This is a genomic window from Methylophilus methylotrophus DSM 46235 = ATCC 53528, assembly GCF_000378225.1.
Lineage (GTDB): Bacteria > Pseudomonadota > Gammaproteobacteria > Burkholderiales > Methylophilaceae > Methylophilus > Methylophilus methylotrophus.
In genome coordinates, this window is record NZ_KB905141.1 from 485,915 (window position 1) to 510,949 (window position 25,035).

The 25,035-nt window shown below is 50.1% G+C and carries 27 protein-coding genes; 8 read left to right on the forward strand and 19 right to left on the reverse strand.

Features of this window, described 5'->3' with window-relative positions; all coding sequences use genetic code 11:
- Window positions 1–29: 29 nt before the first annotated feature.
- Window positions 30–1,436 carry a glutamate--tRNA ligase gene (gene gltX, locus F463_RS0102270; protein WP_018985424.1) on the reverse strand — a complete coding sequence of 469 codons (1,407 nt, stop codon included), beginning with the start codon at window positions 1,434–1,436 and terminating at the stop codon, window positions 30–32.
- Window positions 1,437–1,552: 116 nt separating this feature from the next.
- Between gltX and F463_RS14005 the strand changes: the two genes are divergently transcribed.
- Entirely contained in the window at window positions 1,553–1,891 is a 339-nt protein-coding gene (locus F463_RS14005) for a hypothetical protein (RefSeq protein WP_018985425.1), read from the forward strand.
- A gap of 62 nt (window positions 1,892–1,953) precedes the next feature.
- Here the strand turns inward: F463_RS14005 and rimO are convergent, their stop codons facing one another.
- From rimO to rluD, 5 genes are all read right to left on the reverse strand, one after another.
- Window positions 1,954–3,288, reverse strand: coding sequence for a 30S ribosomal protein S12 methylthiotransferase RimO (gene rimO, locus F463_RS0102280; protein ID WP_018985426.1), 1,335 nt, complete (start codon window positions 3,286–3,288; stop codon window positions 1,954–1,956).
- Between the two features lie 12 nt (window positions 3,289–3,300).
- Window positions 3,301–4,221 (reverse strand): ZIP family metal transporter, encoded by a 921-nt coding sequence (locus F463_RS0102285; protein ID WP_018985427.1) that lies wholly within the window; start codon window positions 4,219–4,221, stop codon window positions 3,301–3,303.
- Window positions 4,222–4,449: 228 nt separating this feature from the next.
- Window positions 4,450–5,097 carry an HAD family hydrolase gene (locus tag F463_RS0102290; RefSeq protein WP_018985428.1) on the reverse strand — a complete coding sequence of 216 codons (648 nt, stop codon included), beginning with the start codon at window positions 5,095–5,097 and terminating at the stop codon, window positions 4,450–4,452.
- Window positions 5,098–5,211: 114 nt separating this feature from the next.
- Window positions 5,212–5,940, reverse strand: a complete 729-nt coding sequence (gene pgeF, locus F463_RS0102295) for a peptidoglycan editing factor PgeF (RefSeq protein ID WP_033413112.1) — start codon at window positions 5,938–5,940, stop codon at window positions 5,212–5,214.
- A 2-nt stretch (window positions 5,941–5,942) separates the two neighbouring features.
- Window positions 5,943–7,049: a 23S rRNA pseudouridine(1911/1915/1917) synthase RluD gene (gene rluD / locus F463_RS0102300; RefSeq protein ID WP_018985430.1), complete on the reverse strand. Its 1,107-nt coding sequence runs from the start codon at window positions 7,047–7,049 to the stop codon at window positions 5,943–5,945.
- Between the two features lie 47 nt (window positions 7,050–7,096).
- Between rluD and F463_RS0102305 the strand changes: the two genes are divergently transcribed.
- Window positions 7,097–7,930, forward strand: a complete 834-nt coding sequence (locus F463_RS0102305) for an outer membrane protein assembly factor BamD (protein WP_018985431.1) — start codon at window positions 7,097–7,099, stop codon at window positions 7,928–7,930.
- A gap of 81 nt (window positions 7,931–8,011) precedes the next feature.
- Here F463_RS0102305 and F463_RS14010 read toward each other — a convergent pair whose 3' ends face one another.
- The 8 genes from F463_RS14010 to F463_RS0102345 form a co-directional block, all read right to left on the reverse strand.
- The gene (locus tag F463_RS14010) at window positions 8,012–8,377 is read right to left on the reverse strand and encodes a hypothetical protein (protein ID WP_245545106.1); all 366 of its coding nucleotides are present in this window, start codon (window positions 8,375–8,377) and stop codon (window positions 8,012–8,014) included.
- A gap of 82 nt (window positions 8,378–8,459) precedes the next feature.
- Window positions 8,460–9,653, reverse strand: a complete 1,194-nt coding sequence (locus F463_RS0102315; RefSeq protein ID WP_018985433.1) for a PQQ-dependent sugar dehydrogenase — start codon at window positions 9,651–9,653, stop codon at window positions 8,460–8,462.
- 196 nt (window positions 9,654–9,849) lie between these two features.
- Window positions 9,850–10,083 (reverse strand): hypothetical protein, encoded by a 234-nt coding sequence (locus F463_RS0102320; protein WP_018985434.1) that lies wholly within the window; start codon window positions 10,081–10,083, stop codon window positions 9,850–9,852.
- Window positions 10,084–10,409: 326 nt separating this feature from the next.
- A complete protein-coding gene (locus F463_RS0102325; protein WP_018985435.1) occupies window positions 10,410–11,063 on the reverse strand; it encodes a hypothetical protein in 654 nt (217 codons plus the stop codon).
- 182 nt (window positions 11,064–11,245) lie between these two features.
- Window positions 11,246–11,674, reverse strand: coding sequence for an EamA family transporter (locus F463_RS0102330; protein WP_026295231.1), 429 nt, complete (start codon window positions 11,672–11,674; stop codon window positions 11,246–11,248).
- Between the two features lie 105 nt (window positions 11,675–11,779).
- Window positions 11,780–12,172 carry a DUF2306 domain-containing protein gene (locus tag F463_RS0102335; RefSeq protein ID WP_026295232.1) on the reverse strand — a complete coding sequence of 131 codons (393 nt, stop codon included), beginning with the start codon at window positions 12,170–12,172 and terminating at the stop codon, window positions 11,780–11,782.
- A 71-nt stretch (window positions 12,173–12,243) separates the two neighbouring features.
- Window positions 12,244–12,612, reverse strand: coding sequence for a VOC family protein (locus F463_RS0102340; protein ID WP_018985438.1), 369 nt, complete (start codon window positions 12,610–12,612; stop codon window positions 12,244–12,246).
- A 45-nt stretch (window positions 12,613–12,657) separates the two neighbouring features.
- Window positions 12,658–13,044 (reverse strand): VOC family protein, encoded by a 387-nt coding sequence (locus F463_RS0102345; protein ID WP_018985439.1) that lies wholly within the window; start codon window positions 13,042–13,044, stop codon window positions 12,658–12,660.
- A 273-nt stretch (window positions 13,045–13,317) separates the two neighbouring features.
- Here F463_RS0102345 and F463_RS0102350 point away from each other — a divergent pair, with 273 nt between their 5' ends.
- On the forward strand, window positions 13,318–14,301 hold the full coding sequence (locus tag F463_RS0102350) for an integron integrase (RefSeq protein ID WP_018985440.1): 984 nt from the start codon (window positions 13,318–13,320) through the stop codon (window positions 14,299–14,301).
- Window positions 14,302–14,413: 112 nt separating this feature from the next.
- Here F463_RS0102350 and trhO read toward each other — a convergent pair whose 3' ends face one another.
- The 5 genes from trhO to F463_RS0102375 all read right to left on the reverse strand — a co-directional run bounded on the left by trhO (window position 14,414) and on the right by F463_RS0102375 (window position 19,903).
- The gene (trhO, locus tag F463_RS0102355; protein WP_018985441.1) at window positions 14,414–15,328 is read right to left on the reverse strand and encodes an oxygen-dependent tRNA uridine(34) hydroxylase TrhO; all 915 of its coding nucleotides are present in this window, start codon (window positions 15,326–15,328) and stop codon (window positions 14,414–14,416) included.
- Window positions 15,329–15,436: 108 nt separating this feature from the next.
- On the reverse strand, window positions 15,437–16,108 hold the full coding sequence (locus F463_RS0102360; RefSeq protein WP_018985442.1) for a GltB/FmdC/FwdC-like GXGXG domain-containing protein: 672 nt from the start codon (window positions 16,106–16,108) through the stop codon (window positions 15,437–15,439).
- Window positions 16,105–17,031: a formylmethanofuran--tetrahydromethanopterin N-formyltransferase gene (fhcD, locus tag F463_RS0102365; RefSeq protein ID WP_018985443.1), complete on the reverse strand. Its 927-nt coding sequence runs from the start codon at window positions 17,029–17,031 to the stop codon at window positions 16,105–16,107. The genes F463_RS0102360 and fhcD overlap by 4 nt, the downstream gene beginning before the upstream one ends.
- Window positions 17,032–17,033: 2 nt before the next feature.
- Entirely contained in the window at window positions 17,034–18,698 is a 1,665-nt protein-coding gene (locus F463_RS0102370) for a formylmethanofuran dehydrogenase subunit A (RefSeq protein WP_018985444.1), read from the reverse strand.
- Window positions 18,695–19,903, reverse strand: a complete 1,209-nt coding sequence (locus F463_RS0102375; protein WP_026295234.1) for a molybdopterin-binding domain-containing protein — start codon at window positions 19,901–19,903, stop codon at window positions 18,695–18,697. The genes F463_RS0102370 and F463_RS0102375 overlap by 4 nt, the downstream gene beginning before the upstream one ends.
- 231 nt (window positions 19,904–20,134) lie before the next feature.
- Here F463_RS0102375 and ndk point away from each other — a divergent pair, with 231 nt between their 5' ends.
- The 5 genes from ndk to ispG are packed head-to-tail and all read left to right on the forward strand — an operon-like array spanning window position 20,135 to window position 25,035.
- Window positions 20,135–20,539: a nucleoside-diphosphate kinase gene (gene ndk, locus F463_RS0102380; RefSeq protein WP_018985446.1), complete on the forward strand. Its 405-nt coding sequence runs from the start codon at window positions 20,135–20,137 to the stop codon at window positions 20,537–20,539.
- Between the two features lie 53 nt (window positions 20,540–20,592).
- Entirely contained in the window at window positions 20,593–21,711 is a 1,119-nt protein-coding gene (rlmN, locus tag F463_RS0102385) for a dual-specificity RNA methyltransferase RlmN (protein WP_018985447.1), read from the forward strand.
- A 3-nt stretch (window positions 21,712–21,714) separates the two neighbouring features.
- A complete protein-coding gene (gene pilW, locus F463_RS0102390) occupies window positions 21,715–22,512 on the forward strand; it encodes a type IV pilus biogenesis/stability protein PilW (protein ID WP_018985448.1) in 798 nt (265 codons plus the stop codon).
- Window positions 22,513–23,748, forward strand: a complete 1,236-nt coding sequence (locus F463_RS0102395; protein ID WP_018985449.1) for a helix-turn-helix domain-containing protein — start codon at window positions 22,513–22,515, stop codon at window positions 23,746–23,748.
- Between the two features lie 6 nt (window positions 23,749–23,754).
- Window positions 23,755–25,035, forward strand: a complete 1,281-nt coding sequence (gene ispG, locus F463_RS0102400) for a flavodoxin-dependent (E)-4-hydroxy-3-methylbut-2-enyl-diphosphate synthase (RefSeq protein WP_026295235.1) — start codon at window positions 23,755–23,757, stop codon at window positions 25,033–25,035.

Here is a 25,035-nt window from a genome sequence, read left to right on the forward strand (position 1 = left end):
TAATTTGTTCCAATTTCAATCCCCGCAACTTATTTTTTTGGAAATAAAGCGCGAATGCGCTGCAAGCAGGCCTCCTTACCTAGAATTGACATCACCTGATCAATACTTGGCGACTGCGCAATCCCGATTAAAGCAACCCGTAATGGCATGGCCAGTTTGGGGAATTTAATCTGCTGCTCAGTCACGACCTGATTCAGCGCATCGTGTAAATTATCGGCAGACCAGTCAGAATCTTGAGTCTTTTGCAGGAAATTTTCGATATAACCCGCGGTTTCTTCCTGGATATGCTTGGCAGCATCTGCTTCATTGATCGCAGGCATCTGGTAAAAGAAGGCGATTTCCCTGGCCAACTGATTAAGATTGTTGGCCCGCTCACGATATAAATTTAGCACTGCCAGCAAGTCTGGTGCCTGTGTATCAGCTACTCCCAACGCTGCCAGACGAGGTTTCACTTCATCCGCAATGCGTTCGAGCGACAGGCTTTTAATATAGTGTGCATTAAGCCAGTTGAGTTTTTCGGTATTAAATTGCGCGGCAGAAGGCGTGATATGGTCAAGGTCGAACCACGCACAGAATTGTTCCATGCTGAACACCTCATCATCACCATGCGACCAGCCCAAACGTGCCAGGTAATTGAGCACCGCTTCTCGCAAATAACCATCTTCGTGATACTGCATCACGCTCACCGCACCGTGGCGCTTGGATAATTTCTGGCCATCGTCGCCCAGAATCATGGACAAATGCGCATACTGCGGCACTTGTGCCCCCAGGGCTTTGAGCATATTGATCTGGCGCGGCGTGTTATTGACATGGTCATCACCACGAATCACCTGTGTCACGCCCATCTCCCAGTCATCGACCACGACACAGAAGTTATAGGTCGGCGTGCCGTCAGCACGCGCAATAATCAGGTCATCCAGCTCGGCGTTGGCGATCTCGATACGGCCTTTGACCATATCATCCCACGCCACCACGCCATCCGTCGGGTTCTTGAAGCGTACGACTGGCGGCACATTTTTAGGTGGCTCAGGCAGCACCTTGCCTGACTCAGGACGCCAGCGGCCATCGTATCGCGGTTTGATCCCCTGTTGCATCTGGCTTTCACGCAAGGCATCCAGCTCTTCTTTACTGCAATAGCAATAATAGGCATGTCCTTCATCCAGCATTTTCTGGATGATTTTCTTATAGGTATCCATACGCTGCATCTGGTAAAACGGGCCTTCATCATGATCCAGCTGCAACCAGGCCATGCCATCCAGAATCGCCTGCACAGCCTCAGGCGTCGAACGTGCGACATCGGTATCTTCAATACGCAAGATAAATTTTCCGCCATGGCGCTTGGCATAGGCCCATGAAAATAGCGCGGTGCGCGCACCGCCAATATGTAGATAACCGGTAGGACTTGGGGCAAAACGGGTTTTAACAGCTTGTGACATGATGACTCTCTAAATGCTCAAGCCATCTATTTTAACATGGCAGCATCGCTCCTGCCTGACTGCGGAATCGCCCACCCAAGATTGAAGGGCTTAAGCAAACGCGCTATGATTCGCTCATGACGCAACTCCCCTCTTCCAGTAGCGACATTCATGTCGGCGAACTTTATGGCAAACCTGCGGCGCCTGGACAGACCAGTGCGATTTATCATGTGGTTGCCGTACACAAGCACGGTATTACCTTGCAAAACATGGATAACCCACTGAGCCAGTTTGAAACCACTGCCAGTAAGCTGTTGCAATCAGGCTATGTGCGACTAAGTCAGACGCCTTATGTCAATTTGGCACAAACGACCAAACGAAAAAACAACGCCACAAGCAAACTTAAACGCTGTCCTTACACGCTAGATATTTTTGCCGACCGTGCAGACTGCGAAAGACCACAGGTCGCTGCCTGAAAAAAATGCCGCAAATGCGGCATTTTTTTCATAGCATGCTGATGATTTAATAATCTAAGCCACTAAAACTCTGGTGGCGCTCCAATCAGGTCATGGCCTTGTGAGTCGACAATCTGCACATCCACAAAATCACCGGGATTCAACCCATCAGCATCTTGCAGGTAAACAATCCCGTCAATTTCAGGCGCATCGCCTTTAGTACGGGCGATTGCAATCACGTTGCCGTCATCGTCCTCGGTCAGTTCATCCACCAGTACCGTCTGCAGGCTGCCAATTTTTGCGGCGACCTTGGCGGCGCTGATACGTTCTTGCACTTCCATAAAGCGGCTTAAACGCTCTTGCTTCACTTCTTCGGCTACCTGGTCTGGCAGTGCATTCGCCACCGCCCCATCGACGGCAGAGTAGGCAAAGCAACCCACGCGATCCAGTTGCGCCTCTTCCATAAAGTCGAGCAGCATCTTAAAGTCATCTTCAGTTTCACCAGGGAAGCCCACAATAAAGGTACTGCGGATGGCGATTTCAGGGCAGATATCACGCCAAGCCTTGATACGCGCCAAATTGTTTTCGCTGCTGGCCGGACGCTTCATTGATTTAAGGATACGCGGGCTGGCATGCTGCAACGGCACATCCAGGTAAGGCAAAATCGCGCCTTCTGCCATCAGCGGAATCACATCATCCACATGCGGGTATGGGTACACATAATGCAAGCGCACCCACACGCCCAGCTCACCGAGTGATTTACTGAGTTCTGTCATATGCGTTCTGATTGGGCGGCCGTTCCAGAAGCCTTTACGGAACTTCATGTCCACGCCATAAGCAGAGGTATCTTGTGAAATCACCAGTATCTCGGACACCCCGGCATTCACGAGGCTCTCTGCTTCATTCATGACATCGCCAATCGGTCGGCTAACCAGGTCTCCACGCATGCTAGGGATAATACAGAAACTGCAACGGTGATTGCAGCCTTCTGAAATCTTGAGATAGGCATAATGCTTAGGCGTCAGACGTATGCCTTGGGGTGGAACAAGATCAGTATAAGGATCATGTGGCTTGGGCAAATGGGTATGCACGTGCCCCATTACCTCTTCCAGCGCATGCGGACCAGTCACCGCCAACACGCTAGGGTGCGCGCCAGTCACGACGTCTTTTTTGGCACCCAGACAACCCGTTACAATCACCTTGCCATTTTTGTTGAGCGCTTCACCAATGGCATCCAGTGACTCCTGGACGGCAGAATCAATAAAGCCACAGGTATTCACCACCACCAGGTCAGATTGCTCGTAACTATTGCTGATTTCATAGCCTTCAGCGCGCAATTGAGTCAAAATACGCTCGGAGTCAGACCCAGCCTTAGGGCAACCCAGCGAGACAAAACCGACTTTAGGCGAACTTTGCATATTGATTCTCTCTTAACCTTCTACCAACCACTTGGTCAGGGCGACAGACGTGACGCCCAATATAATTAACAATAACTGACTCAGGGTATCGCGTAACGCTGTGCGTTTATGTAACCCAGGAATCAAATCAGCCACAGCCACATAGAGCATACTCGCCGCTGCCAGGCTCAAGATATAAGGCACCCATTGCTGCACCAGATTCAACGCCAGGTAAGCAAGCAACCCACCCGCCAATGTCGCCAGGCTGGAGGCAATATTGAATAAAAATGCTTTTTGCTTGCTATAGCCAGAGTGCAGCAAAATCAGGAAATCCCCAACCTCTTGCGGAATCTCATGCGCAATGATGGCCAGTGCAGTCACCAACCCTACTTGCATATCGACCATAAACGCAGCGCAAATCAGGATACCGTCGACGAAATTGTGAAAAGTATCGCCTATCATAATCATCAGACCGCTGCGCCCATCATCATGCGCATGTGCATGATGATGGTGAGCCAGCATCTGTGTCGGTGCGGCTTGCGGTAGCTTGAACTTGATGATTCCCTGTGGCTTTTTGGTCACCAGCTGTTCTGGGTGCAGTTCCGGGCAATGTGCTTCATCATGCATGGCATGCATTTCACAGTGTTCACCATGGCAATGACGCCACAACACCAGTTTTTCCAATGTAAAGAACAGTAACACGCCAAACAGCATGGTAGCAGTCATGGCTTCAACGTTCGGGCTGGTTTCAATGGCATGCGGCAAGATTTCGAGAAACACCGCCGCCAGCAAGGCCCCAATTGCATAGCTCACCAGCAGCGGCACCCATTGCTTACGGGAATTCAGCGCAAACAAGGCAGCCACACACACACTTAAGACACCGCCGAGCAAGCAGGCCAGCACCATGCCAGTCAAGGGAGTCATGTCAGAAAAAAAAGTGGTCAAGGATGTCATGCAATGTTTATCGCGGAAAGGCGCGCATTATACGTGAGTTCTCAAAAAAACAAAGCATAAACAAACAGTTATGCTTTAAAACAGACTATATCCAGACACAAGTAATCAAACCAACTGCGCCACAAGTTAGCCGTTGACAATACCCAGACATGGGACAGTGGCATTTAACCAAGGCTCTGATTTTGCCGAATGGCGGCGAACGCTTAGTTTTTGGGTCATCAGGTGGTCCTAGAGCGTTGCAACCAGACCTGGCAATGCCGCTACCTGAGCGCAACGATGCCACTGCGATTTACACTGCGCGACGTCTCCAGCATAGCCCCAACTCACCAGGACAAAGTCCATCCGATTGGCATCGGCTGACTGGCCGTCTTCAAGACGGTCGCCGATATATAAGCAGTCGGCAACGGACAGACCATGTTCAGCCACCACTTGTCCTATCATCTCGGCCTTGGACTTCAGCGCTGGCTGAAAGTAATCAAGCGCATAGACACCGCGGAAAAATGTGTCCCATCCCAGATGTGTCATGATTTTCTCGGTAGGATAAAAGCGTTTATTGGTCGCTATATAAAGCTTGTAACCTTGCTCCTGCAATTGTTGCAACATGGTTGCGATACCCTCAAACACCACGGACTGCTGGTAACCCGTGGTGTCGTAATGCTGCTTAAAAGCTGCTGCCAAGCTATTCAGCAATGTCACATCCTCACTGCCAGAAAGCCGCTTCAGCGTTTCCAGCAAGGGTGGCCCAATCACATCATGCGTCAGCGGTACGATCAGTGGCGTATTGGTTGAAGTAAATGCCAGGTCAAAGCAATGCAGGATACTGGGCGCAGAATCAATCAGCGTTCCATCCAGGTCAAAAATCAAATGCTGTTTCATAACGTCTTTGTGTGTTTTTATTTACCGCGGATAAACGCAGGGGTACGCCGTTCATATTGCAAGATTCGCTTTGCGTTTTTCGGCAGCCAAGTGATTGCTTAAATGAACAGGTGTTTATTCCAGCCATATAAAACTTCCCATGCGGCCCGTATCGCCATCACGACGGAAGCTGAAAAAAGTTTCAGACTCACTAAATGTGCAGTGCCCGCCCCCATAGACCTGGGTCACGCCTAGTCGCTGCAATCTCTGCCGGGCAATGGTATACAAATCGCCCAGCCACTTATCGCCTTTGGCTTTGAACGCGGATTCAGCTTGTGCATCCTTGGCCATAAACTGGGCCCGCACTTCGTTGCCCACTTCAAATGCCTCCGGGCCAATCGCAGGCCCCAACCATGCCATGAGCTGACCTGCGGGCACTGGCATGGCAGCCACTGTTGCTTCAATCACGCCGTCACACAGGCTGCGCCAACCGGCATGCACAGCAGCAACAACAGTGCCAGCATGATCGCATAATAAAACAGGCAAGCAATCTGCCGTCATGGTCACGCAAACGACCTGTTTACGGGTGGCAACACTGGCATCTGCACTTTCAAGGCATGAGGATAAAGCGGCATCAATCACACGCACACCGTGCACCTGATTCAGCCATACGGGCTCACTGGGCAGGTATGCGCTGAGCAATTGCCGGTTGGCTGCCACATGCGGCGGATTATCTTTGACGTGGTCACCCAAATTGAGACTGGCATAGACACCCATGCTCACGCCACCTTGGCGTGTGGTCTGCAAGGCTTTGACATTGGCTGGCGCGGGCCAGTCGGGTGTGATCAATGGCAACTCAGCCATCATTAAGCCTCATCTTCCCAATCTTCATCGTCAAGTTCGGTGTCATCCTCAACATCATCGTCGCCCCAGTCTTCATCATCGTCACCCATAAACAGGCCATTTTCATCGACATTAAAGTCGACCAGAGGCACCTCTTCAGGAGGCTCGGTAACACGCATCGCCTCCAACAATTCACGCATATCATCCGCCAGTTCAATCTGCCACTCCATGGGCTCATTGGTGACCGGGTGTATCAACCCCAGCTTGATCGCATGCAATGCCTGGCGTTTAAAGTTACCGATGACTTCACGCAGTTCTGGCGTCATCATTTTGTGTGGAATAATATTGCCGATGCCATAGAGCGGATCGCCCACCATGGGCGCTTTTAGATGTTGCAGATGCACACGAATCTGGTGCGTACGACCGGTTTCCAGGTTACAGCGCAAATAAGTATTCGTGCCAAAGCGCTCCAGAATTTCATAATGCGTCACGGCTGGCTTGCCGCGGCGTACCACCGCCATTTTGACGCGCTGATGCGGATGGCGGCCTATGGGTTGGTCTACCTTGCCATTACGCCACAATTGCCCCCAGACAATCGCCCGGTACTCTCGCTTGACCGTGCGCGCTTGTAACTGCCGCACCAGGCTGGTCTGCGCTTCCAGCGTTTTGGCCACCACCAGCAAGCCGCTGGTATCTTTATCCAGCCGGTGCACAATGCCTGCGCGAGGGATATCTTTCAAGGTCGGCCAGTGAAATAGCAACGCATTGAGCAAAGTCCCGCTCCAGTTACCTGCGGCCGGATGCACAACCAGCCCGGCTGGCTTGTTGATAACAATCAGGGCATCATCTTCATAGACGACATCCAAAGGGATATCTTCGGGTTCGAATGCGTTTTCCTGCGCATTTCTAGGTGGTGTGATATCCAGTTTCTCACCGCCCCAGACCTTGGTTTTGGCGGTGGTTGCATTGCCATCCAGCAAGACCAGTTCCTCTTTGATCCAGACCTGCAAACGGCTACGGGAATGATCCGGCATCATTTGCTGCAACGCCAGATCAAGACGCTGCCCGCCGAGATTGCCAGGAACGACCAGATGTAAGGAGGTGCTTTCTTTCATATTTTCAAACGGCATCAGTTATAATGCCCTGAGTTTCCTTAGATAAAACAACATTAAACAACATGCTTCGCATTTTACCGCTTAACACCCTGTTCACGCGTGCTTTTATTTTTATCGGTGCGCTGGCCTTGAGTGGCTGTGCCATTTTTGGTAACCCCAACCCGCTTGACGAAACCAAAGGCTGGAGCGAACAGCGCCTGTACGCGGCGGGCCAGGAAAAGATGGCGGATAAAAACTACGATAAAGGGATCGAGTACTTCCAGAAGCTTGAAGCCCGTTATCCGCACGGCGTTTATGCGACTCAAGCACAACTCGAAGTTGCCTACGCCTATTACAAAAAATCCGAACCGGTGTTGTGCTTATCTGCGATTGACCGTTTTATCAAGTTGCACCCTAATCACCCCAACCTCGACTACGCTTACTACCTCAAAGGCCTGGCAACCTTTAACGAGCGCGGCATCATCGAAAAATACACCAAGCAGGAAATTAACGACCGCGATCCAAAAACCCTGCGCGTCTCGTTTAATGCGTTTAAAGAACTGGTTGAACGCTTCCCGACCAGCCGTTATGCCAAAGACGCCACCCAGCGCATGATTTACCTGGTGAATACCCTGGCCATGCACGAAATGCATGTGGCACGTTATTACATGCAGCGCAAAGCCTATGTTGCTGCACTGAACCGTGCACGCTATGTACTGGAAACCTACCCGAACTCAAGCTCGGTGGAAGACGCACTGATCACACTGGTGAGTGCCTATGACGCCATGGATCTGACCGACCTCAAAAACGATACTTTGCGTATCTTGAAAACCAATTATCCTGAAAACCCGATGATCACCGGCAAGATCAATGAAGATGAAAAAATCTGGTGGAAATTCTGGGAAAGCTTGTATTAAGCATCTTTAGACAAGCCTCAATGTCTACCAAAAACGCCTGTTTATACTGGCGTTTTTTTAATGCTACTCTTGCTTTTAAAGCTAACTTACAGATTCGACCGATTCAGCTGCAAAAGCCTCCTGCTCAAACGGATTGTCATAATAAGCATGCCGCCCCCGCAGCCATTGCCAAAGTCCCGCCAGCAAATAGGCAGGCACAAACAACAAGCCCCAACGTTCTGCCTGGCGCACATGAACATGCTCATGGGTACGCAAACGCTGTAGGCACTCAGCCGAGCAGCCCAATACAACATGCCCGAGTGTTAGCGCAGCAAAACCACTAGTCTGCACCAATTTTTGTGCCAGCCAACCCCCAGCAACTTCTATCGCACCATCAACCCACCGTGCGCTTGCACCCGTCAGCAATAACAGGCTCGCGAATAACAAACCAAGCAGAGTTGTGGGCAACGCCCAACCATATCGAAAGATGTGGTTTAAGAAAGAGTTAAGCACCATGGATGACGGCTAACCATTTCAAATACATTTTTGTTCACTCCTGTTCCGAAATCAGTAACTGGTTATGGTCCGTTTTGAGATAGAACGTGCCATTCTGGTCAATCTGGATGGCACGGATACGGTATCCGTTCAATACCGGCTCGGCGTACACAAGCGAGGTGCCTTCTTTGCGTATGCGGTATAACGTGGTATTGCCCATGCCAGCGACAAATAAATCGTTATCCCAGAAATCATTGCGTCCAGTAGAAGGATATTTTACCAGTGGGCCAATGCCTATCGACGGCAAGAAGGTCATTTGCGGTTTTTCATACCCTTCATGGCTATTGAATTTATTGCCATAATAGCCGCCTATGCCGTCACGTTCGTAAATCGTGCCATAACTGACATTTGGCCAGCCGTAGTTTTTTCCACGTTTGATCAGGTTAATCTCATCCCCTCCGCGCGGCCCATGGTCGGTGAGCCATAATTCATTGCTCTCGCGGTCATAAAACAAGCCACCAGAAGGCGAACGAAAGCCTGAGGCATACACTTCGGCATTTAAGCGCTGCAAATCAATACGTACCACCTTGCCTAAAGAGGTAGTTTTATCCTGCACCCGGTCAGGTTTGGAAAAGTCGCCCAAACTCAGGTACAAGGTGCGCTCATTCTCTCCCAACGCCAGTTTGCCACCGACCTGATGTCCCAGGATTGGCTCTTTAATGGCCGGGCGACTGATATAAATTTCGCGATCAAAACTGACTTCGCTATTTTCAACATCCACAGCAAACTCACTGACTGCCAGTCGTACTCCATTATTGGCTTCATCCCAGGTGGTATAAGCTACATAGAGCGTTTTACCTACCAGCAACGAGTCTTTGACACCGGATAATTCCTTGCAGTAAACCAATTGCTTGCTGCTGCTTTCATCAGACGAGGTCTCGTCACCAGGAATAAATTTGGCCAACGCCTTACCAGGTTTGACCAATTCCATGCTCTCATTCTGGCGGACAAAAAACACCTCACCGCATTTACTAATAAACAGAAACAGTTTTTTATCCAGACGCTCGAAGGGACCTGACGGATATTGATCTTCAAAAGGTAATTTGAATTCTTTAAGTGGTTGAGTGCCGAATACTGAGGTGATTCGCGGTGGCTCAGGTTCTTTTTTAGCCTCTTTTTCCGCTTCTGCCGCGTCACTACCAGAGAGCAACAATCTGGGGGTTGTATCATCGCTGGCGGCTAAGGCCACGCTGTGTAATCCATGACTACAACAAAGGATAAAAACGGATTGAATGAGAAAACGGGCAAGCGACGCGACAGAACGTCGCTGGTTCAGATAAGACAAATTAAACTCCCTTAGCTATTTTTTATTTTTCGAGTCCCGCATTTGGGAAAAGTTTAGAATTAAGAATTTAATTGTTAATTATATGATTATAATTAATTGGTTATTTATTTTTATTAATGTAATTTGTAATTATTATTTTCAGCATTAATAGCGTGATCATCACACCCCATGCCGCCAGAGTTAACTTGATAAAAGCGGCAAAAGTATCCTGCTGGCAAATGCTTTCCAATCCAGCCGAAGACGCATTGCCATCACAACCGAACGCAACCACGGCAAAAGAAAAACCGGGCCCGATATGCAAAATACTCAAGCCATAAATCAATCCACGCAGCACACTTAGCCCCAACCTTGATAGTCAACAAGGCCACACTTTACCATTAATCTAGCTAGGGCCTGTTAACGCTATTTCAATTGTCGATGTTGCCTCTGTCATCAGTGCTATCAAGGCGAGAGAAGCGCAGTTTGGTGATTCCCAACAAGCGCCGAACAACGCGGAGAGCGCTGATGACAGAGGTAACCCTGCGGGCTGGAATCATTGATTCGCTTCGCTACGTTGTCTTATGTAGCCAGCTGCGCCAAATCTATTCCTGCGACTCTTTCCGCCTTGCGAAACGAATAAATGCTCTCCAGCAGCGGCAACTAAAATAGCGTTAACAGGCCCTAAAGCATGCCCTTGAAAACCTGGTAAGTGCCTCCGGTATAGTTGCCTTGAAAAGAACTGGCCCGGACGCCAGCGGCCAGTTCCATCTCCCTGGGCACACGTTCATAAGAGTAAAAGTAGCGCCCCTTTTGCACACAACGATCACAAGGACTGTTGTTGTAACTATACACATCCACCTGTGCCTCACCGGTACCCACAATATCTTGCTGATGGTATCCCGTCAGAATCACTTTCTGGATAACGACGCCTGGTGTGGTTTTAATGTGCCAGGTCACCGGTTCATAAGCCATTAAGCCCAGAATAATGGGTGAAGAATCATCACTGACATTCACCGTTACCGTACGTTGCTCCCTACTCGCATTAATAAATGGCTGGCATTCAGCAGGCGACAGAGGCTCTGTGCTGCCAGTTGACTGCCTCGCAGCCTGGCATTGTGCCCACCAAGGCCGCTTGTCGGCTACTTCAGGCAAGGCACCCTGGTATACGCCAATCACATGTAACACTGCTCCCGAAGCTGATTTGACCTGCGCAGCGGTTGGGGTGGCAGGTGGCGTGACCTGTTGCGTAATCGTCGTTGGCTCAATGCCACAACACCCTGCCAACCAAACAGACATCACGACGATAAACACCCTGCTAAAGTGACTGTTATTCATCCTTAATTTTCCTGACCTTAGCCGTCATGGCTTGACTTAAGTAACGACCACACCAAATGCGACAAATTCGAGGTCATAAAAAAAGCCCCTGACGGGGCCTGATTACTTGAGATACCCAGAGGTATTTTTAAAGCAAACTATTGGCTTGGCAATAGCCTGTTTGAGTCATGCACATGACTACCTCAGCGCTTGATTGCCAACACCATCACCCCTGTGGCAACCAAAGCAAAACCAAACCATTCGCGCGCCTCCAAACGCTCGCCAAGAAACAGCCAGGCAAATACTGCCACCAATACCAGGCTGAACTTATCCACTGGCGCCACTTTCGAGGCCTCCCCCATCTGCAATGCCCGAAAATAGCATAACCACGAAGCGCCTGTTGCCAATGCAGACAAGCCAAGAAACGTTAGTGAACGAGGCGGCAAACTCAATGGATTGCTCCATTTACCCGCCAGCCAGACAAACGGCGCCAGCACCAGCGAAATAAGCACTGTCCGAATCAAGGTGGCAAAATCAGAATCCACGCCCTGCACGCCCACTTTGGCAAAAATAGCCGTCAGCGCAGCAAAACAGGCAGAAAGGATTGCCCAGAAAAACCATTGATTCGCCATCACCCTCCCCTTAACTTTTGTTTTTTTCAAACCTGCCATTCCGTGGCGACGGACGTTTTTCATTACACGGTCAATCCGTGATGCAGCGAAAGGCCAACTGCTACTCTAGCCGATGCCGAGCAGCAGATGATGAAGCATTCGCCCCGGTGCAAAAGCAAATGCCCCGGCGATTAAAATGCCGCCAATATACAGGCCTATCATATAACCACGATGAGCCTTAATATTGCCATGGCGGGCAGCAAAATAAGCAGCGGGCGCAGAATAAAGCGTGAGCAAGCTAAAAGCATGAATGAATCCGAAATGACCCAACACCTGCGGGCCCACTTGGGCTGGCATCAAAAGAGTGATCAATCCGGTGAAGACCATGAGCAATAGATAGATTTTTCCTAGAATCCTATGGTCAGAAGTGCCTTTTCTGCTAGCAAGCAGCACACTTCCGACTAGAAATGCTGGCACGATTGTGGCCAAATGGAGGTATGCAAGTTGTTGGTATGCCATCCTCTACTCGCTTAAGTTTAATAAACCATCATGGTGTCCAGGAAAACGTGCTCGTCCAGATTAATCTGCCATCAATCGACATTTTGCCCAATCCGCCACAACACGCCAGAGGGATCGGTGATACAGAAATCACGCATGCCCCAGCTTTGCAGCTGGATCGGCCAGATTTTGACGCTATATCGACGAACAAGATCACTTTGCTCAATGTGCGCCCACCAGGCGTCTACATCCTGCACCAGCAAATGCATCATAAAATTCTCCGCCAGGTTTTCTGCACAAAAATCCTGCAACAAGAAACTCACATGCGCAAAGTGGAAATAAGCCACGCCGCCCCCTTCTGAGGCCATGGTAAAACCCATGTCTTTGTATAACTGTTTAGACACCTCAAAATTCTTGGAGGGCACAAAGGCCTTGATTTCTGTGACGCTAAGGTTAGACATAGTTTGATATCCTGAAAATGATGATTTCGCTCACGCTGAGCAACACTATTCTGCCACCCAGGCCGGGTTCCAGACCATCTCCCACAAATGTCCATCCGGATCCTGGAAATAGCCTGCATAACCACCCCAAAAAGTCTCGTGGGCTGGCTTTACAATATTGCCCCCGGCAGACTGGGCTTGCAACATCACCTGGTCTACCTCGGCTGCTGAAGACACATTGTGCCCCAAGGTAAACTCCGTCGCGCTCGCAGGCCCCAATGTCAAACCAGTATCATGGCTAATGCTTGCACGCGGCCACAGGGCGAGTTTTAAAGCAGAAGAGAGCTGGATAAACACCACGGCACCATGTTCAAATGCCTGGCCCACAATACCATCGGTTTCAAAGTCCAAACCATCACGATAGAACTGTAACGACCGTTCAAGATCATCCACGCCCAATAAGCCAGCAGAGCAACGATTGCTCCACCGTTTAAGAGTTGCATGGCTTTCAAAGTCTCAGTGCCAAACCCAATTAATGATTTGTAGGTTTATAGTGCATGCTCTTCGTCAAAAGTCATAGTTCACCTTAATACCTAAGATTAATTAGACCTCAAAAAAGAACCTAAAATTTTATTAAGTATGAAGTATATAAATTTGTAAAAATGATTTATCATCAATAAATTAATAGTTTGTGTTTTTATATTACACCTAAAAAAGGGATTGTCTATGGAAAGCACATCACAAGTAAAACCTGCTCCAAAGCTTTTTCCTTTGATTGTCGAGCGTTTGCGGGTGAAGCATTACAGCAAACGTACCGAAGAGGCTTATATACAGTGGATTAAACGCTATATTTTATTTCACAGCAAGCGGCATCCACGTGAAATGGGAGCAACTGAAGTAGAGGCATTTTTAAACCATTTGGCTGTAGAGAAAAAGGTCTCGGCCAGCACGCAGAACCAGGCAAAGAGCGCGTTATTCTTTTTGTATGATGTGGTGCTTGAGCAAGCGTTACCTGCTTTAGAAAACGTGACCAAAATTAAGGTGCAAAAAAAGTTACCTGTAGTGCTGAGCAAACAGGAGGTGCAGGCAATTCTTTCCAGTTTAGATGGCACTGCATGGCTGATAGTAAGCCTGTTGTATGGCAGCGGTTTAAGGGTGATGGAGTGCTTGCGTTTACGTGTGGTGGATATTGATTTTGCCAGGCTGGAGATTTTTGTGCGGGATACCAATGGTCATAAAAACCGTATCACTCTGCTCCCTGCCAGTCTGGTTGAACCATTAAAAATGCATTTGCAAAACGTGCAGGCCTTGCACAATGAAGATTTGAGCAAAGGCTTTGGTAAAGTATGGATGCCGCCAGAACTGGCTAAAAAATATCCAGATGCAGGAAAAGACTGGCAGTGGCAGTATGTGTTTCCATCCAGCAGGTTGTCGGTGGAACAGCAATCCGGCTTGGTGCATAGGCATCATGCCGACGAAAAACCCATACAACGTGCTGTTAAAAAGGTGGTTACACAAGCCGGTATTAAGAAAATGGTGACGCCGAATGCCTTCCGCGACAGTTTTGCCACGCATTTACTGGAAGGCGGGCAAGAGATTAAAACCGTTCAACAGTTAATGGGGCACGCGAATGAAAGTACAACCAGACTGTATACAAAAGTGGTGAACACGGGCGGACGTGGTGTCGCTAGCCCGCTGGATGTGATTTGATCCCGGATTTTTCAGTGTGGTCAAACATCAACTGAACATAGAAAAGAAAAAGCCAATCTTTTTAGATTGGCTTTTGATCTTAATGATGTAACGGCGTGTTAGACATTCAGAATTAGTTCTGTTCACCGATATGCTGTTTACCCCGCATTCTGGCTAACTTTACCTGTTTTTGCCGCTCCCGCAGAGATTCTTTTTTCTCGGCTGAGAGTTTGTCAAAGCAATATGGGCAAGAAATGCCCGCTTCGTATTGTTCGCTCTGCATTTCCTGTTTTGTGAGTGGCATACGGCAGGCGTAGCATTGGTCGTGATCCCCCACTTCGAGGCCATGTTTAACCGCTACACGCTGGTCAAACACAAAACAATCGCCTTCCCACAGACTTTGCTCTTTGGGCACGGTTTCAAGATATTTGAGAATACCGCCTTGCAGGTGGTAAACCTCTTCAAAACCCTGTTGCTTCATGTAAGACGAGGCTTTTTCACAGCGGATACCACCGGTACAGAACATGGCGACTTTTTTATGTTTGGTTTTATCCAGATTTTCCGCGACATATTGAGGAAACTCTCGGAAAGTCGTGGTTTTAGGGTCTACCGCGCCTTTAAATGTCCCGATATGCACCTCGTAATCATTGCGTGTATCCAGCACAATCACATCCGGGTCTGAGATAATAGCGTTCCAGTCCTCAGGCTTCACATAAGTACCCACCACCAGGTTGGGATCGACCTCAGGCACACCCATGGTGACGATCTCTTTTTTGAGTTTGACCTTCATGCGGTAAAACGGGTGGCTGTCTGCCCAAGACTCCTTATGTTCCAGATCAGCCAGGCGCGGGTCCTGACGTAAATAGGCAAGCACAGCGCGGATATCTTCCGGTTTTCCGGCAATGGTGCCATTAATGCCTTCATGGGCTAGCAGCAACGTGCCTTTAATCTGATGTTTCTGGCAAGTCTCTAAAATCGGTTGTTGCAATTCTTTATAGTCATCCAGCGTGACGAATTTGTAGAGGGCAGCGGTGAGGTATTGACTCATGTGAAGACAGCTTTAATTTCAAAAGTGCGATTTTACCACTGTAAGCTACTGATGCAAAAAGAAAAACGGGCACCAGGCCCGTTGATCTCGACTTGCTAAATCTGGCAGCTAAGACTGGATGACCAGGATTTCAGCTTTGCCCAGGCCGCCCATATCGCCCATCCAGCGTTGCACACGCTGGCTGCTGATCTGCGCAAAGCGGCTATCGAGCAGCTTGAAGGATTTATACAAAATATTGAGGAAAGGCAGTTTGTGGAAACCGCAGTCTATCCAGGTCGCTTGTGGCGCAGGTGTCTGGGCCAATAATAGCGTCCCGCGCTTCATGCCATAACCCAGGTGTGCACCTGTGCTGCCTAGCACACCCAGCGTACCCGCCATCATGTCAGAGCCACAATAATCACCTGCATTGCCTTCAATCAGTAGCATGCCTCTGCGCATACGGTCGCCCGCTCGCGCACCGGCGTTGCCCTTGCAGATCAGCACGCCATTTTGCAGTTGCGCACCTAAAAAGTCACCCACATCCCCTTCCACCACCAGCTGACCAGTCGTCATGCCGAAACCGATATATTGGTGCGAAGAAGTCGTGTTTTTAAAAGTCAGCTTAAGTGCCTCTGTGGCTGAGTCTAGACTGACCTCAAATGCATCCGAGACACTCAGGTTAGCGGCCAATTTGATCGCTGCTATTTCGGCGACAGTCTTACCCTGTAAGGCCAGCGGCAACAAGGCACGGCAATCGACTGTGCGAGAGACTGGTTTGGCGGTTAAAACAATATGGCTCATGCGGTCACCTCCCCGCTTAAAATTGGGCGTAATTTAAAATGATGCTGGCCCAGCTTGCCGCCGTAGTTACCAGCAGAAATGCGCAGGATGCCATTGTCTTTACCCAGGCTACAAGCCGCTTCGATGCCTGCCTTCATAGAAACCGCAATATCTTCAAACGTCAGTCCGTTGACGACAATTTCCATCACGCTTTCCACGCGTGGATCCAGTTCGCTTTTCACGACCCCTTTTAGGGTCGGGCAGAACGCATCATTGGTACTGGCAAACATTTTAGGGTACTTGCTGCCAACCTTGGAGCCGGAACGCACCACCCCGCCCGGGAAAGGCATAATCACATTGGGCAATTTGCGCATGGCGTCGATCGCCGCTTCACAGGCGGTGAGCACTTGCGCCTGGCTGGCCCCCAGCACCAGGAAGTTACCGCCACCAATGGCGCGCACCATCCCAGTGGTTTCTTCAGTTAAAAATTCACCATCCATCACCGGGATACGCCAGTAGCGTTTGAGTTTGCCGTTGGCATCCGGAATTTGCTTGGACACCTGGTAGCCATCGCCAAAAAATCGCAAATGCTTGCCGAGGCTAATCATGTCTTCAGACTCGATACCCGCAAACGCAGCCGCGGTGGGGCACGTCAAAATGCATTGGCCCATGCGTGTTTCAAGCTGCTGCATCAGCACCTTGCTGCCCATGGCAAACATCAGCACACTGACGCCTGGACGGCCATCGGGGGTTTCGTCCTCGCTCAACTCACGTTCTATGCCAGCCTCTACCCCACAGCCAATTACGCTGGTGGCAAAGCCAGTCATGGCATTGGCGGCGTTATACGCCCAGCGCAGGTTTTGCGCGGTAATCAGGATACGTGTGCCGCGCATATTGAATGCTTCGGCAAAGGTATCATCGATCTCTACTCCATTAATAATCATAATTATCCCTGCGCATGATTAATCACATGATTGCGGCCATCTTCCGCAATATGGTCATTGCTGATTTTGAAGTTTTGCATTTGCATGGTGTGGTAGCGGTCAAAATATTGTTTGATGTCTTTTTCCACACTGTTATCAAAGGCAGGTTTGGCCGTATGGGTTGCGCCCCACACCACTTTCACGACCTTGCCTTCTTTAACGACCAGTTCGCCATCTTTAAACACCAAGTCTGGCTTGGCAAACATCGCCTCTTTGTCAGCCTGATCAGTGTAAACGGTGATATCTGCAGCTGCGCCTACACCTAAGTGACCACGGTCTTGCAAGCCAATCAATTTTGCTGGCGCTGAGCGAGTCATGGTGACGATCTCATACAGGCTGTATTCGCGATCCAGTGACTTCAGGTTACTCATGGCCTGCGCATCCAGGTTCAATTTATCAAATGCATCATTACGGAAAGATTTGTCCATCAGCAAACGGATCAGGTGCGGATAGCTGGTAAATGGTGCCCCATTGGGATGGTCTGTGGTCAGGAACACGCGCCATGGATCGTCTACACTCAAGAACACTTCCAGGCCAATCGCCCATTGCAAGGCGTTGACGTAATTTTCATCGCGGTATTTGAAAGGCACCACGCCACAACCGGCATCACATTCAATGTCCATAATCACCGACTTTTTCGGGTTGGCGACTTTGGCATTTAAATGCTGCATCATGTTATCGCCCGAAGCTGTCACGGTCTGGCCGAACAGAATCTGGCCGACATCGGCAGTGATATGCTTGTTGTTGTTGATGGCCTCGGCAATATTGGCCGCGGCAGAAGAAAACTTCTTATCGCCCTCGGTGCCGTAGCTATGAAACTGGATATGCGTCAAATGCATGGGCAAGCCATCGCTGGCGCCCATGGTATCCAGCGTGGTCTGGAAGTTACCAGCCACACCCAGATTGTTGCAGTGCACATGTAACGGTTTGGCAATCCCAATTTCATTCACGGCCCGGCTCAATGCCTGCAAAATGCGGCGTGGGGTGATGTTGTAGTAACTGTGCAGTTGATCCAGATCCTGGCGACGCTCGTTGAATTTAAACGCAGAAATGCCACCTGGATTCACTACCTTGATACCTATGGTCTGCGTGGCATGCAGTGTCCAGGCCACATAGTCATTAATGGTTTTCTGGTCGGCATTCTGGCTTAGCAAACGTAGCAGGTAATCATCATTACCCAACATGGCATAGCCGCCTTTGTCGATCATGGGCGTGTCACCCATTTCCATATGGGCCTGACGCGCATTGACAGCAAGGATGGCCGGTTCAAAGGCGGCGGTATATCCCATCTCGATATAGCGCATACCCGTATCGGTAGTATTTGGTGTGGCATGATGGCTGCAATTGGCACCGCAGATGTGAGCTTCTGGCTCCTCCAACTTGCGCATGGCCTGGTATTCCGGCAACAGCATACGCGCAATATTCACTTTACCGCCACCAATATGGCTATGCATATCAATCGCACCGGCCATCACGATTTTGCCATTGAGGTCATATATCTGACCGATTTTCTCACTGTCGGCAGGTTTAGCAATAATGCGGCCATCACGGATATAAATATCTTGCACCACGCCATCCTTGTTATGGGCGGGGTCTATCACTTTGGCATTTTTGAGTAGCGTAATCATGCCAAATCTCCTTGTAGTTGAGCTTGTATCATCGCCACCACTTGCGTCAGCGTAGGTAAATCAGAAGGTTTGGCGGCAATCAACGGTAGCGTTACCGAACCATCGACACGGAACTGCTGGCCATTGCCATCCAGCCCTGGCGTGGCTACCGGGATAAACACGGCGGGCGCGGTTTCAAACTTGCTATCAGGCGCACCCAATATAATCACGGGCGAAGTACCTGCAGGCGGCATGGCATCTGGGCTGTAACTATTGACCCACACCACCGCATCATGGCTTTCCCATTCTGGCGCGTCGATAATCACGCCATTAAGCCAGGTATGCGCATAGTTGACACTGGTATCTCCGTCACTACCGCCTAGCGACAAGCCCATGGCACGGCTTTTCTGGTTTAGCGCGACTACGGTTTCAGTAATATTTTCAATGGTGAGTTCAGCATGGTCGTAATGCAAATCTTTAGAGACCCAGACCAAGGTCGCATATTGGGCGGCTTTCAACGTCTCGGCCACGGCTTTCAAGCGACTCACAGCGACACCAGCAACGGTGTCCGCCGTGACTGGTTTTCCCATCACCAGGGCACGCAAGGTTGCCATCACTTCTGGCAAATGTTCAGAAGCACATTCAATGACTTCAGGTGCACGTCCATCTGGTGCAACACCAGGCTTGGTATTGAGTTTGTCACCGCCCAGATAAATCACCTTACGCGCAGCAGGCTCGGTAAACATGGCGTCATTGACCCATACCACACGCTCAAAGAAACGTGCGTTATGCGTCACGACATCCGTCCCTATCATGAGGATGACATCCGCACGGTTCCGCACCTCAGTCAGTGTGGTGGTCTGCCAGCCGCGATGTTGCAACACTTTCATGTTGCGTAAGGTGCTGCTAGCATTCAGATGTGTCATCGCCGCCCCTGTATGCTGTGCCAGGTTCACGAGGGCACGTGCTCCGTGCACATCAGTACTACTCCCTGCAACCAGCGGTGCTTCGGCTTGATTGAGCAACCCGGCGGCTGCCTTTACCGCATCCTCTAGCGGAACATTCTTGCCACCTACTTGGGGTTGGGCACCGCTTGTGGTCCGCGCATAGAATTTTGCGGCTTTGCCACAGGAAAATTGCTGCTTGGCAATGGCTTCCCCCGTGATATCGTCACATAGCAAGCCGCAGGCCGGGCAAGTATGCATGATGTGTTCTTGATTAGTCATGGCTTGTCTCTCGTTTTTAATCACCCATATTCAGTACGTATGCGCTTGTGATCGTTGCAAACCATCACATCATAAAACAACTATCCTCTCTAGATAAAAAAAATAAAGCAATGAATGCCTGTTATTTAAACCAATCACATCATCAAGCGACTATCAAGGTTTATCAATCACGTTAAAAATAGTAGAATAGTCGTTTGTTTTTCTTGTTAATTCATTTATTTTGGAGTTCTCATGGCTTTAGAGCGTACACTCAGCATTATCAAACCAGACGCCGTTGCAAAAAACGTGATTGGTCAAATCTATACCCGTTTTGAAAATGCCGGTTTGAAAATCGTTGCCGCTAAAATGGTTCAACTGTCCCAAGCTGAAGCTGAAGGCTTCTACGCAGTACACAAAGAGCGCCCTTTCTTCAATGACCTGGTGAAGTTCATGATCTCCGGTCCGGTAATGATCCAGGCCCTGGAAGGTGAAAACGCAGTGTTGAAAAACCGTGAACTGATGGGTGCAACCAACCCTAAAGACGCAGCACCAGGCACGATTCGCGCTGACTTCGCTGACAGCATTGATGCAAACGCAGTGCACGGTTCCGACTCACTGGAAAATGCAGCCATCGAAATCAAATACTTCTTCGGTTAATCAATCTTCGTCACTTTAAAGACGCTTAAATTGATACCGAATCAGGAATTTACTTGGTTAACTTACTGAATTTCAACCAACCGCAACTCGCCGAGTACTTTTCCAGTCTCGGCGAGAAGCCTTTTCGCGCCAAGCAATTGATGCGCTGGATGCATCACTTCGGGGTGTTAGACCTCGAGCAGATGACTGATATTGCCAAAACCTTGCGCGAAAAATTGCGCCAGGAAACCGAATTTACCTTGCCAGAGGTGCAGCTGGAGCAAGTGTCTGACGATGGCACGCGTAAGTGGCTGATTGGCACAAACAACTTAAAGGACGGCACCTCCAATAGTGTGGAAACCGTCTTTATTCCTGAAGATGACCGCGGTACGCTGTGTATTTCCAGCCAAGTGGGCTGCGCCTTGGAGTGCACGTTTTGCAGCACCGGTCGCCAGGGGTTTAACCGTAACTTAAACGTTTCCGAAATTATCGGACAATTGTGGATTGCCAACCACTCTCTGCGCCAAGCCCCCGGTTACGACTTGCTGCCACCCGGTGAGCGCATCATTTCCAATGTGGTCATGATGGGCATGGGTGAGCCATTGGCTAACTATGACAATGTGGTAACCGCCATGCAGATCATGCTGGATGACAGTGCCTATGGCCTGAGCCGCCGCCGTGTTACCTTGTCGACTAGCGGCATGGTGCCTGCGATGGACAGACTGAAGGAAGACTGCCCAGTGGCGTTAGCTGTTTCCCTGCACGCGCCCAATGACGCGCTTCGCGATGAAATCGTGCCTATCAACAAAAAGTACCCAATCAAAGACCTCATGGCCGCTTGTGAGCGCTACCTGGTCAAAGCACCACGTGATTTTGTCACGTTTGAATATGTGATGCTGGATGGCGTCAATGACACGCTGGAACATGCCAAACAATTAATCAATATCGTGCGCGATGTACCATGCAAATTTAACCTGATTCCCTTTAACCCCTTCCCCAACAGCGGTTACGGCACCTCCAAACCCATGCAGGTACGCGCGTTTCGTGATATGTTAATTCAGGCTGGCTTTGTCGTGACGGTACGCAAAACACGTGGTGACGACATTGATGCCGCGTGTGGTCAGCTGGCCGGCAAGGTCTTGGATAAAACCAGACGTACAGAAAAAACCATTGCGATACACCCGGAACAGTAAGCCATGAAATCAACCTTTTTCAAGCCATCCGCAGTCATGCTTGCCCTGACGACAGCGTTGTGGATGACTGGTTGTGCGCAAAACCCTTCCGCAAATAACAATTCGCCATACGAACAGCAACCGATCGGCCGAGAAACCGGTGACGTTGAATCTGCACGCGTACACACCGAGCTTGGTGCAGAATACTTTCGCCTTAAGCGTTACGAGGTAGCCCTTGAAGAGTTCAACACGGCTATTGAACGCAGCCCAAGCTATGCCCTCGCCTATAATGGCCTGGGCCTGGTATATGCCACCCTCGGTGATCAGGCACGTGCCGAAGAGGCTTTTAAACGCTCCATACAGTTGCAACCAACAAACTCTGAATCGCATAATAACTATGGCAGATTCTTGTGCGACCAGGGTAAATTTGAAGCCTCGCAAAAAGAATTTGCCCTGGCAGTGAAGAATCCGCTATACAAAACTCCACAGGTAGCGCTTTATAACGCTGGCGTTTGTGCACTGCGTGCCCAACAAAAAACACAAGCGGAGAATTACTTTTTCCAGGCTTTGCAGATAGACCCGCTGGCACATGCCAGTGCATACCAGCTGGCTAACCTGCAGTTTTCACGTGGCGAACCGGCGCTGGCATTGAACACCTTGCAAAACAGCGTGAACATTGCTCCTACACCGGAGTCATTATTATTGGCCGTGCGAATTTGCCGGTCATTGCATATGACTGATGACGCTACCTACTATAGTGTCCAGTTGCATAAATTGTTCCCTAACGCCATTGAAACCAAACAATTGCAAAATATGGAGTAAATGCGAGTGACGTCAGAAGACAAAACCAACGTCAACCCCACACCGTCAGAAGCGGTAGACAAACCCAGGCGTGGCCGTAAGCGCAAGGCGGACATTACGTCCTCGACAAGCAATCAGATCACGCCTGAAAGCATGGCCGAAAATAACAGTCACCCGCTGGAAACCATGTTTGCGTCTGCAGATGCTCATATGCCGGAAACGCAGCCTGAACGAATAGACAACCCTGAAGAATATGGTGCAGCCATGGCCATGGAAAGCGCGTCACAGCCAGCGACCACGGCTATTGCCTTAGGGTCTGGTTGCGGCAATGTCTTGAAAGCAGCTCGCGAGGCACAGGGCTTGAGCATCCATGAGGTTTGCAGTCAATTGAGGTTGGGTGTTAAACAAATTCAGGCAATAGAACAAGATGACTTTGATAAGTTGCCACAACCCAGTATTGTGCGCGGTTTTATCCGCAACTATGCCCGATTACTCAATATTGATGTGCAGCCTATCCTGGAAGCCTATCAACGCATTGTCCCTAACAAAGCTCCGTTGCCCTTGAGCGTGCGCTCCAATGCCAGCCCTTCGGTCATTGACCAGCCAACGCCTGCATTTCGTCCACAACGCTTGCTTACCCTGCTTATTTTCCTGATTCTGGCAGGCATTGCTGCCTATTTCTATGTGAATCATATCAAGCCACAAGCCTTGAAAGATGCATCGCTGGCACTTGATGTGGGTGAAATCAGTGACGCCACACAGCAGGAAATTGCCATGCCTGCAGATCCAACACCGCCGCCCCCTGTCACCGAGCCCGCGTCCACCGGCACAGAAAATGTGGGTGTCAATGGTGCTGATGCCCAGACCAATAATACAGATACGCAAACACCAAATACGAGCAGTGAAGTCACCCCGGCCCAGCCTGCGAGCATGGTTAATGAAAGTACTATCGTCAGTACGCCAACACCAGCCACGACACAGGCAGCGGAAAGCACAACCATTAAAGCGACCGACCCGCAAAAAGCCAATCTGCAGTTTAAGGTGAGTGAAGATTCATGGGTTCGTATCGAAGACATGCAGGGCAAGAAAGTCTTCAGTGAAGTGCTGCCTGCGGGCTCAGAGCGCCAGGTGCTCACCGAAAAACCGGTGAATATCACCGTTGGTCACGCTGCAGGTACGCAGTTAACCATTGATAACCAGCCTTACGATTTAACGCAAGCCACCCGTGGCCGCGTCGCGCGCATTCAACTGAAATAATCAATCATGCTATCCCGTAGAAACACCCTTCAAGTGATGGTTGGCCACGTGGCAGTCGGTGGCGGACTGAATGGCACAACGGTCTCCCCTGTGGTCGTACAAAGCATGACCAATACAGACACTGCCGATGCACAAGCCACTATCGCGCAAGTCTATCAATTGTGGCAAGCTGGTTCCGAGGTAGTACGCATCACGGTGAATAGCCCGGAGGCCGCGGCACAGGTAGGTACTATCCGCAAAGGGCTAGATGCACTTGGCTGCCCGGTGCCATTGGTAGGTGACTTTCATTACAATGGCCACAAGCTATTGCAAGCCTACCCTGAGTGCGCACAAGCACTGGCCAAATACCGCATTAATCCAGGCAATGTTGGCAAAGGCAGCAAGCGTGACGAACAATTCGCTGCAATGATCGAAGCCGCCATCCAGTATCAAAAAGCGGTGCGCATAGGCGTGAACTGGGGCAGCCTGGACCAGGCCAAAATGGCACAAATGATGGATGACAACGGTAAGTCAGCCAACCCTCTGTCTGCGGATGCACTCATGCGTGAAGCGCTGATTCAGTCGGCACTCGAAAGTGCACAGCAAGCGGTGGATTTAGGCTTAAGCCCCAACCAGATCATTATTTCATGCAAGGTCAGCAATGTGCAGGACCTGGTGCTGGTCTACCAGGAGCTGGGCAATCGCTGTGACTACCCGTTACATCTGGGCCTGACCGAAGCGGGCATGGGTTCCAAGGGCGTGGTGGCCTCTACCGCCGCGTTGGCGATTTTGCTGCAACAGGGCATAGGCGATACCATACGTGTCTCCCTGACACCAGAACCAACGGAGTCACGCACCAAAGAAGTGGTCGTGGCGCAGGAAATTCTGCAAACCATGGGCATACGCTCATTCACCCCGCTGGTCACCGCCTGCCCTGGCTGTGGTCGCACCACCAGCACCTATTTCCAGGAACTAGCCTTGCAAATCCAAACCTGGTTACGTAACCAGATGCCCGTCTGGCGCAGCCAATATCCTGGCGTGGAAACGCTCAATGTCGCCGTCATGGGCTGCGTAGTCAACGGGCCAGGTGAATCCAAATTGGCCAATATTGGGATCAGTCTGCCAGGCACAGGTGAAGTCCCCGTGGCCCCGGTGTTTGTCGATGGCGAGAAAACCGTCACGCTTAAAGGTGACCACATTGCCGAAGAGTTTCAACAGATCGTGGACGAGTATGTCCGTACGCATTACGCAGAAGGTGGCAAGCTGCACGCAGCCAAGCCTGGCGTAATCCCTATACTTGCTATTTAG

Bases quoted from the DNA above. Each gene is read 5' to 3' on its own strand.
- ndk (WP_018985446.1), top strand. From the start codon at position 20,135: ATGGCTTTAGAGCGTACACTCAGCATTATCAAACCAGACGCCGTTGCA.
- pilW (WP_018985448.1), top strand. From the start codon at position 21,715: ATGAAATCAACCTTTTTCAAGCCATCCGCAGTCATGCTTGCCCTGACG.
- F463_RS0102330 (WP_026295231.1), bottom strand. From the start codon at position 11,674: ATGGCGAATCAATGGTTTTTCTGGGCAATCCTTTCTGCCTGTTTTGCT.
- F463_RS0102285 (WP_018985427.1), bottom strand. From the start codon at position 4,221: ATGACATCCTTGACCACTTTTTTTTCTGACATGACTCCCTTGACTGGC.
- F463_RS0102335 (WP_026295232.1), bottom strand. From the start codon at position 12,172: ATGGCATACCAACAACTTGCATACCTCCATTTGGCCACAATCGTGCCA.
- F463_RS0102325 (WP_018985435.1), bottom strand. From the start codon at position 11,063: ATGAATAACAGTCACTTTAGCAGGGTGTTTATCGTCGTGATGTCTGTT.
- gltX (WP_018985424.1), bottom strand. From the start codon at position 1,436: ATGTCACAAGCTGTTAAAACCCGTTTTGCCCCAAGTCCTACCGGTTAT.
- F463_RS0102305 (WP_018985431.1), top strand. From the start codon at position 7,097: ATGCTTCGCATTTTACCGCTTAACACCCTGTTCACGCGTGCTTTTATT.
- F463_RS0102375 (WP_026295234.1), bottom strand. From the start codon at position 19,903: ATGACTAATCAAGAACACATCATGCATACTTGCCCGGCCTGCGGCTTG.
- F463_RS14005 (WP_018985425.1), top strand. From the start codon at position 1,553: ATGACGCAACTCCCCTCTTCCAGTAGCGACATTCATGTCGGCGAACTT.
- F463_RS0102395 (WP_018985449.1), top strand. From the start codon at position 22,513: ATGCGAGTGACGTCAGAAGACAAAACCAACGTCAACCCCACACCGTCA.
- pgeF (WP_033413112.1), bottom strand. From the start codon at position 5,940: ATGGCTGAGTTGCCATTGATCACACCCGACTGGCCCGCGCCAGCCAAT.
- rimO (WP_018985426.1), bottom strand. From the start codon at position 3,288: ATGCAAAGTTCGCCTAAAGTCGGTTTTGTCTCGCTGGGTTGCCCTAAG.
- F463_RS0102370 (WP_018985444.1), bottom strand. From the start codon at position 18,698: ATGATTACGCTACTCAAAAATGCCAAAGTGATAGACCCCGCCCATAAC.
- ispG (WP_026295235.1), top strand. From the start codon at position 23,755: ATGCTATCCCGTAGAAACACCCTTCAAGTGATGGTTGGCCACGTGGCA.
- F463_RS0102290 (WP_018985428.1), bottom strand. From the start codon at position 5,097: ATGAAACAGCATTTGATTTTTGACCTGGATGGAACGCTGATTGATTCT.
- fhcD (WP_018985443.1), bottom strand. From the start codon at position 17,031: ATGATTATTAATGGAGTAGAGATCGATGATACCTTTGCCGAAGCATTC.
- rluD (WP_018985430.1), bottom strand. From the start codon at position 7,049: ATGCCGTTTGAAAATATGAAAGAAAGCACCTCCTTACATCTGGTCGTT.
- F463_RS0102360 (WP_018985442.1), bottom strand. From the start codon at position 16,108: ATGAGCCATATTGTTTTAACCGCCAAACCAGTCTCTCGCACAGTCGAT.
- trhO (WP_018985441.1), bottom strand. From the start codon at position 15,328: ATGAGTCAATACCTCACCGCTGCCCTCTACAAATTCGTCACGCTGGAT.
- F463_RS0102340 (WP_018985438.1), bottom strand. From the start codon at position 12,612: ATGTCTAACCTTAGCGTCACAGAAATCAAGGCCTTTGTGCCCTCCAAG.
- F463_RS0102350 (WP_018985440.1), top strand. From the start codon at position 13,318: ATGGAAAGCACATCACAAGTAAAACCTGCTCCAAAGCTTTTTCCTTTG.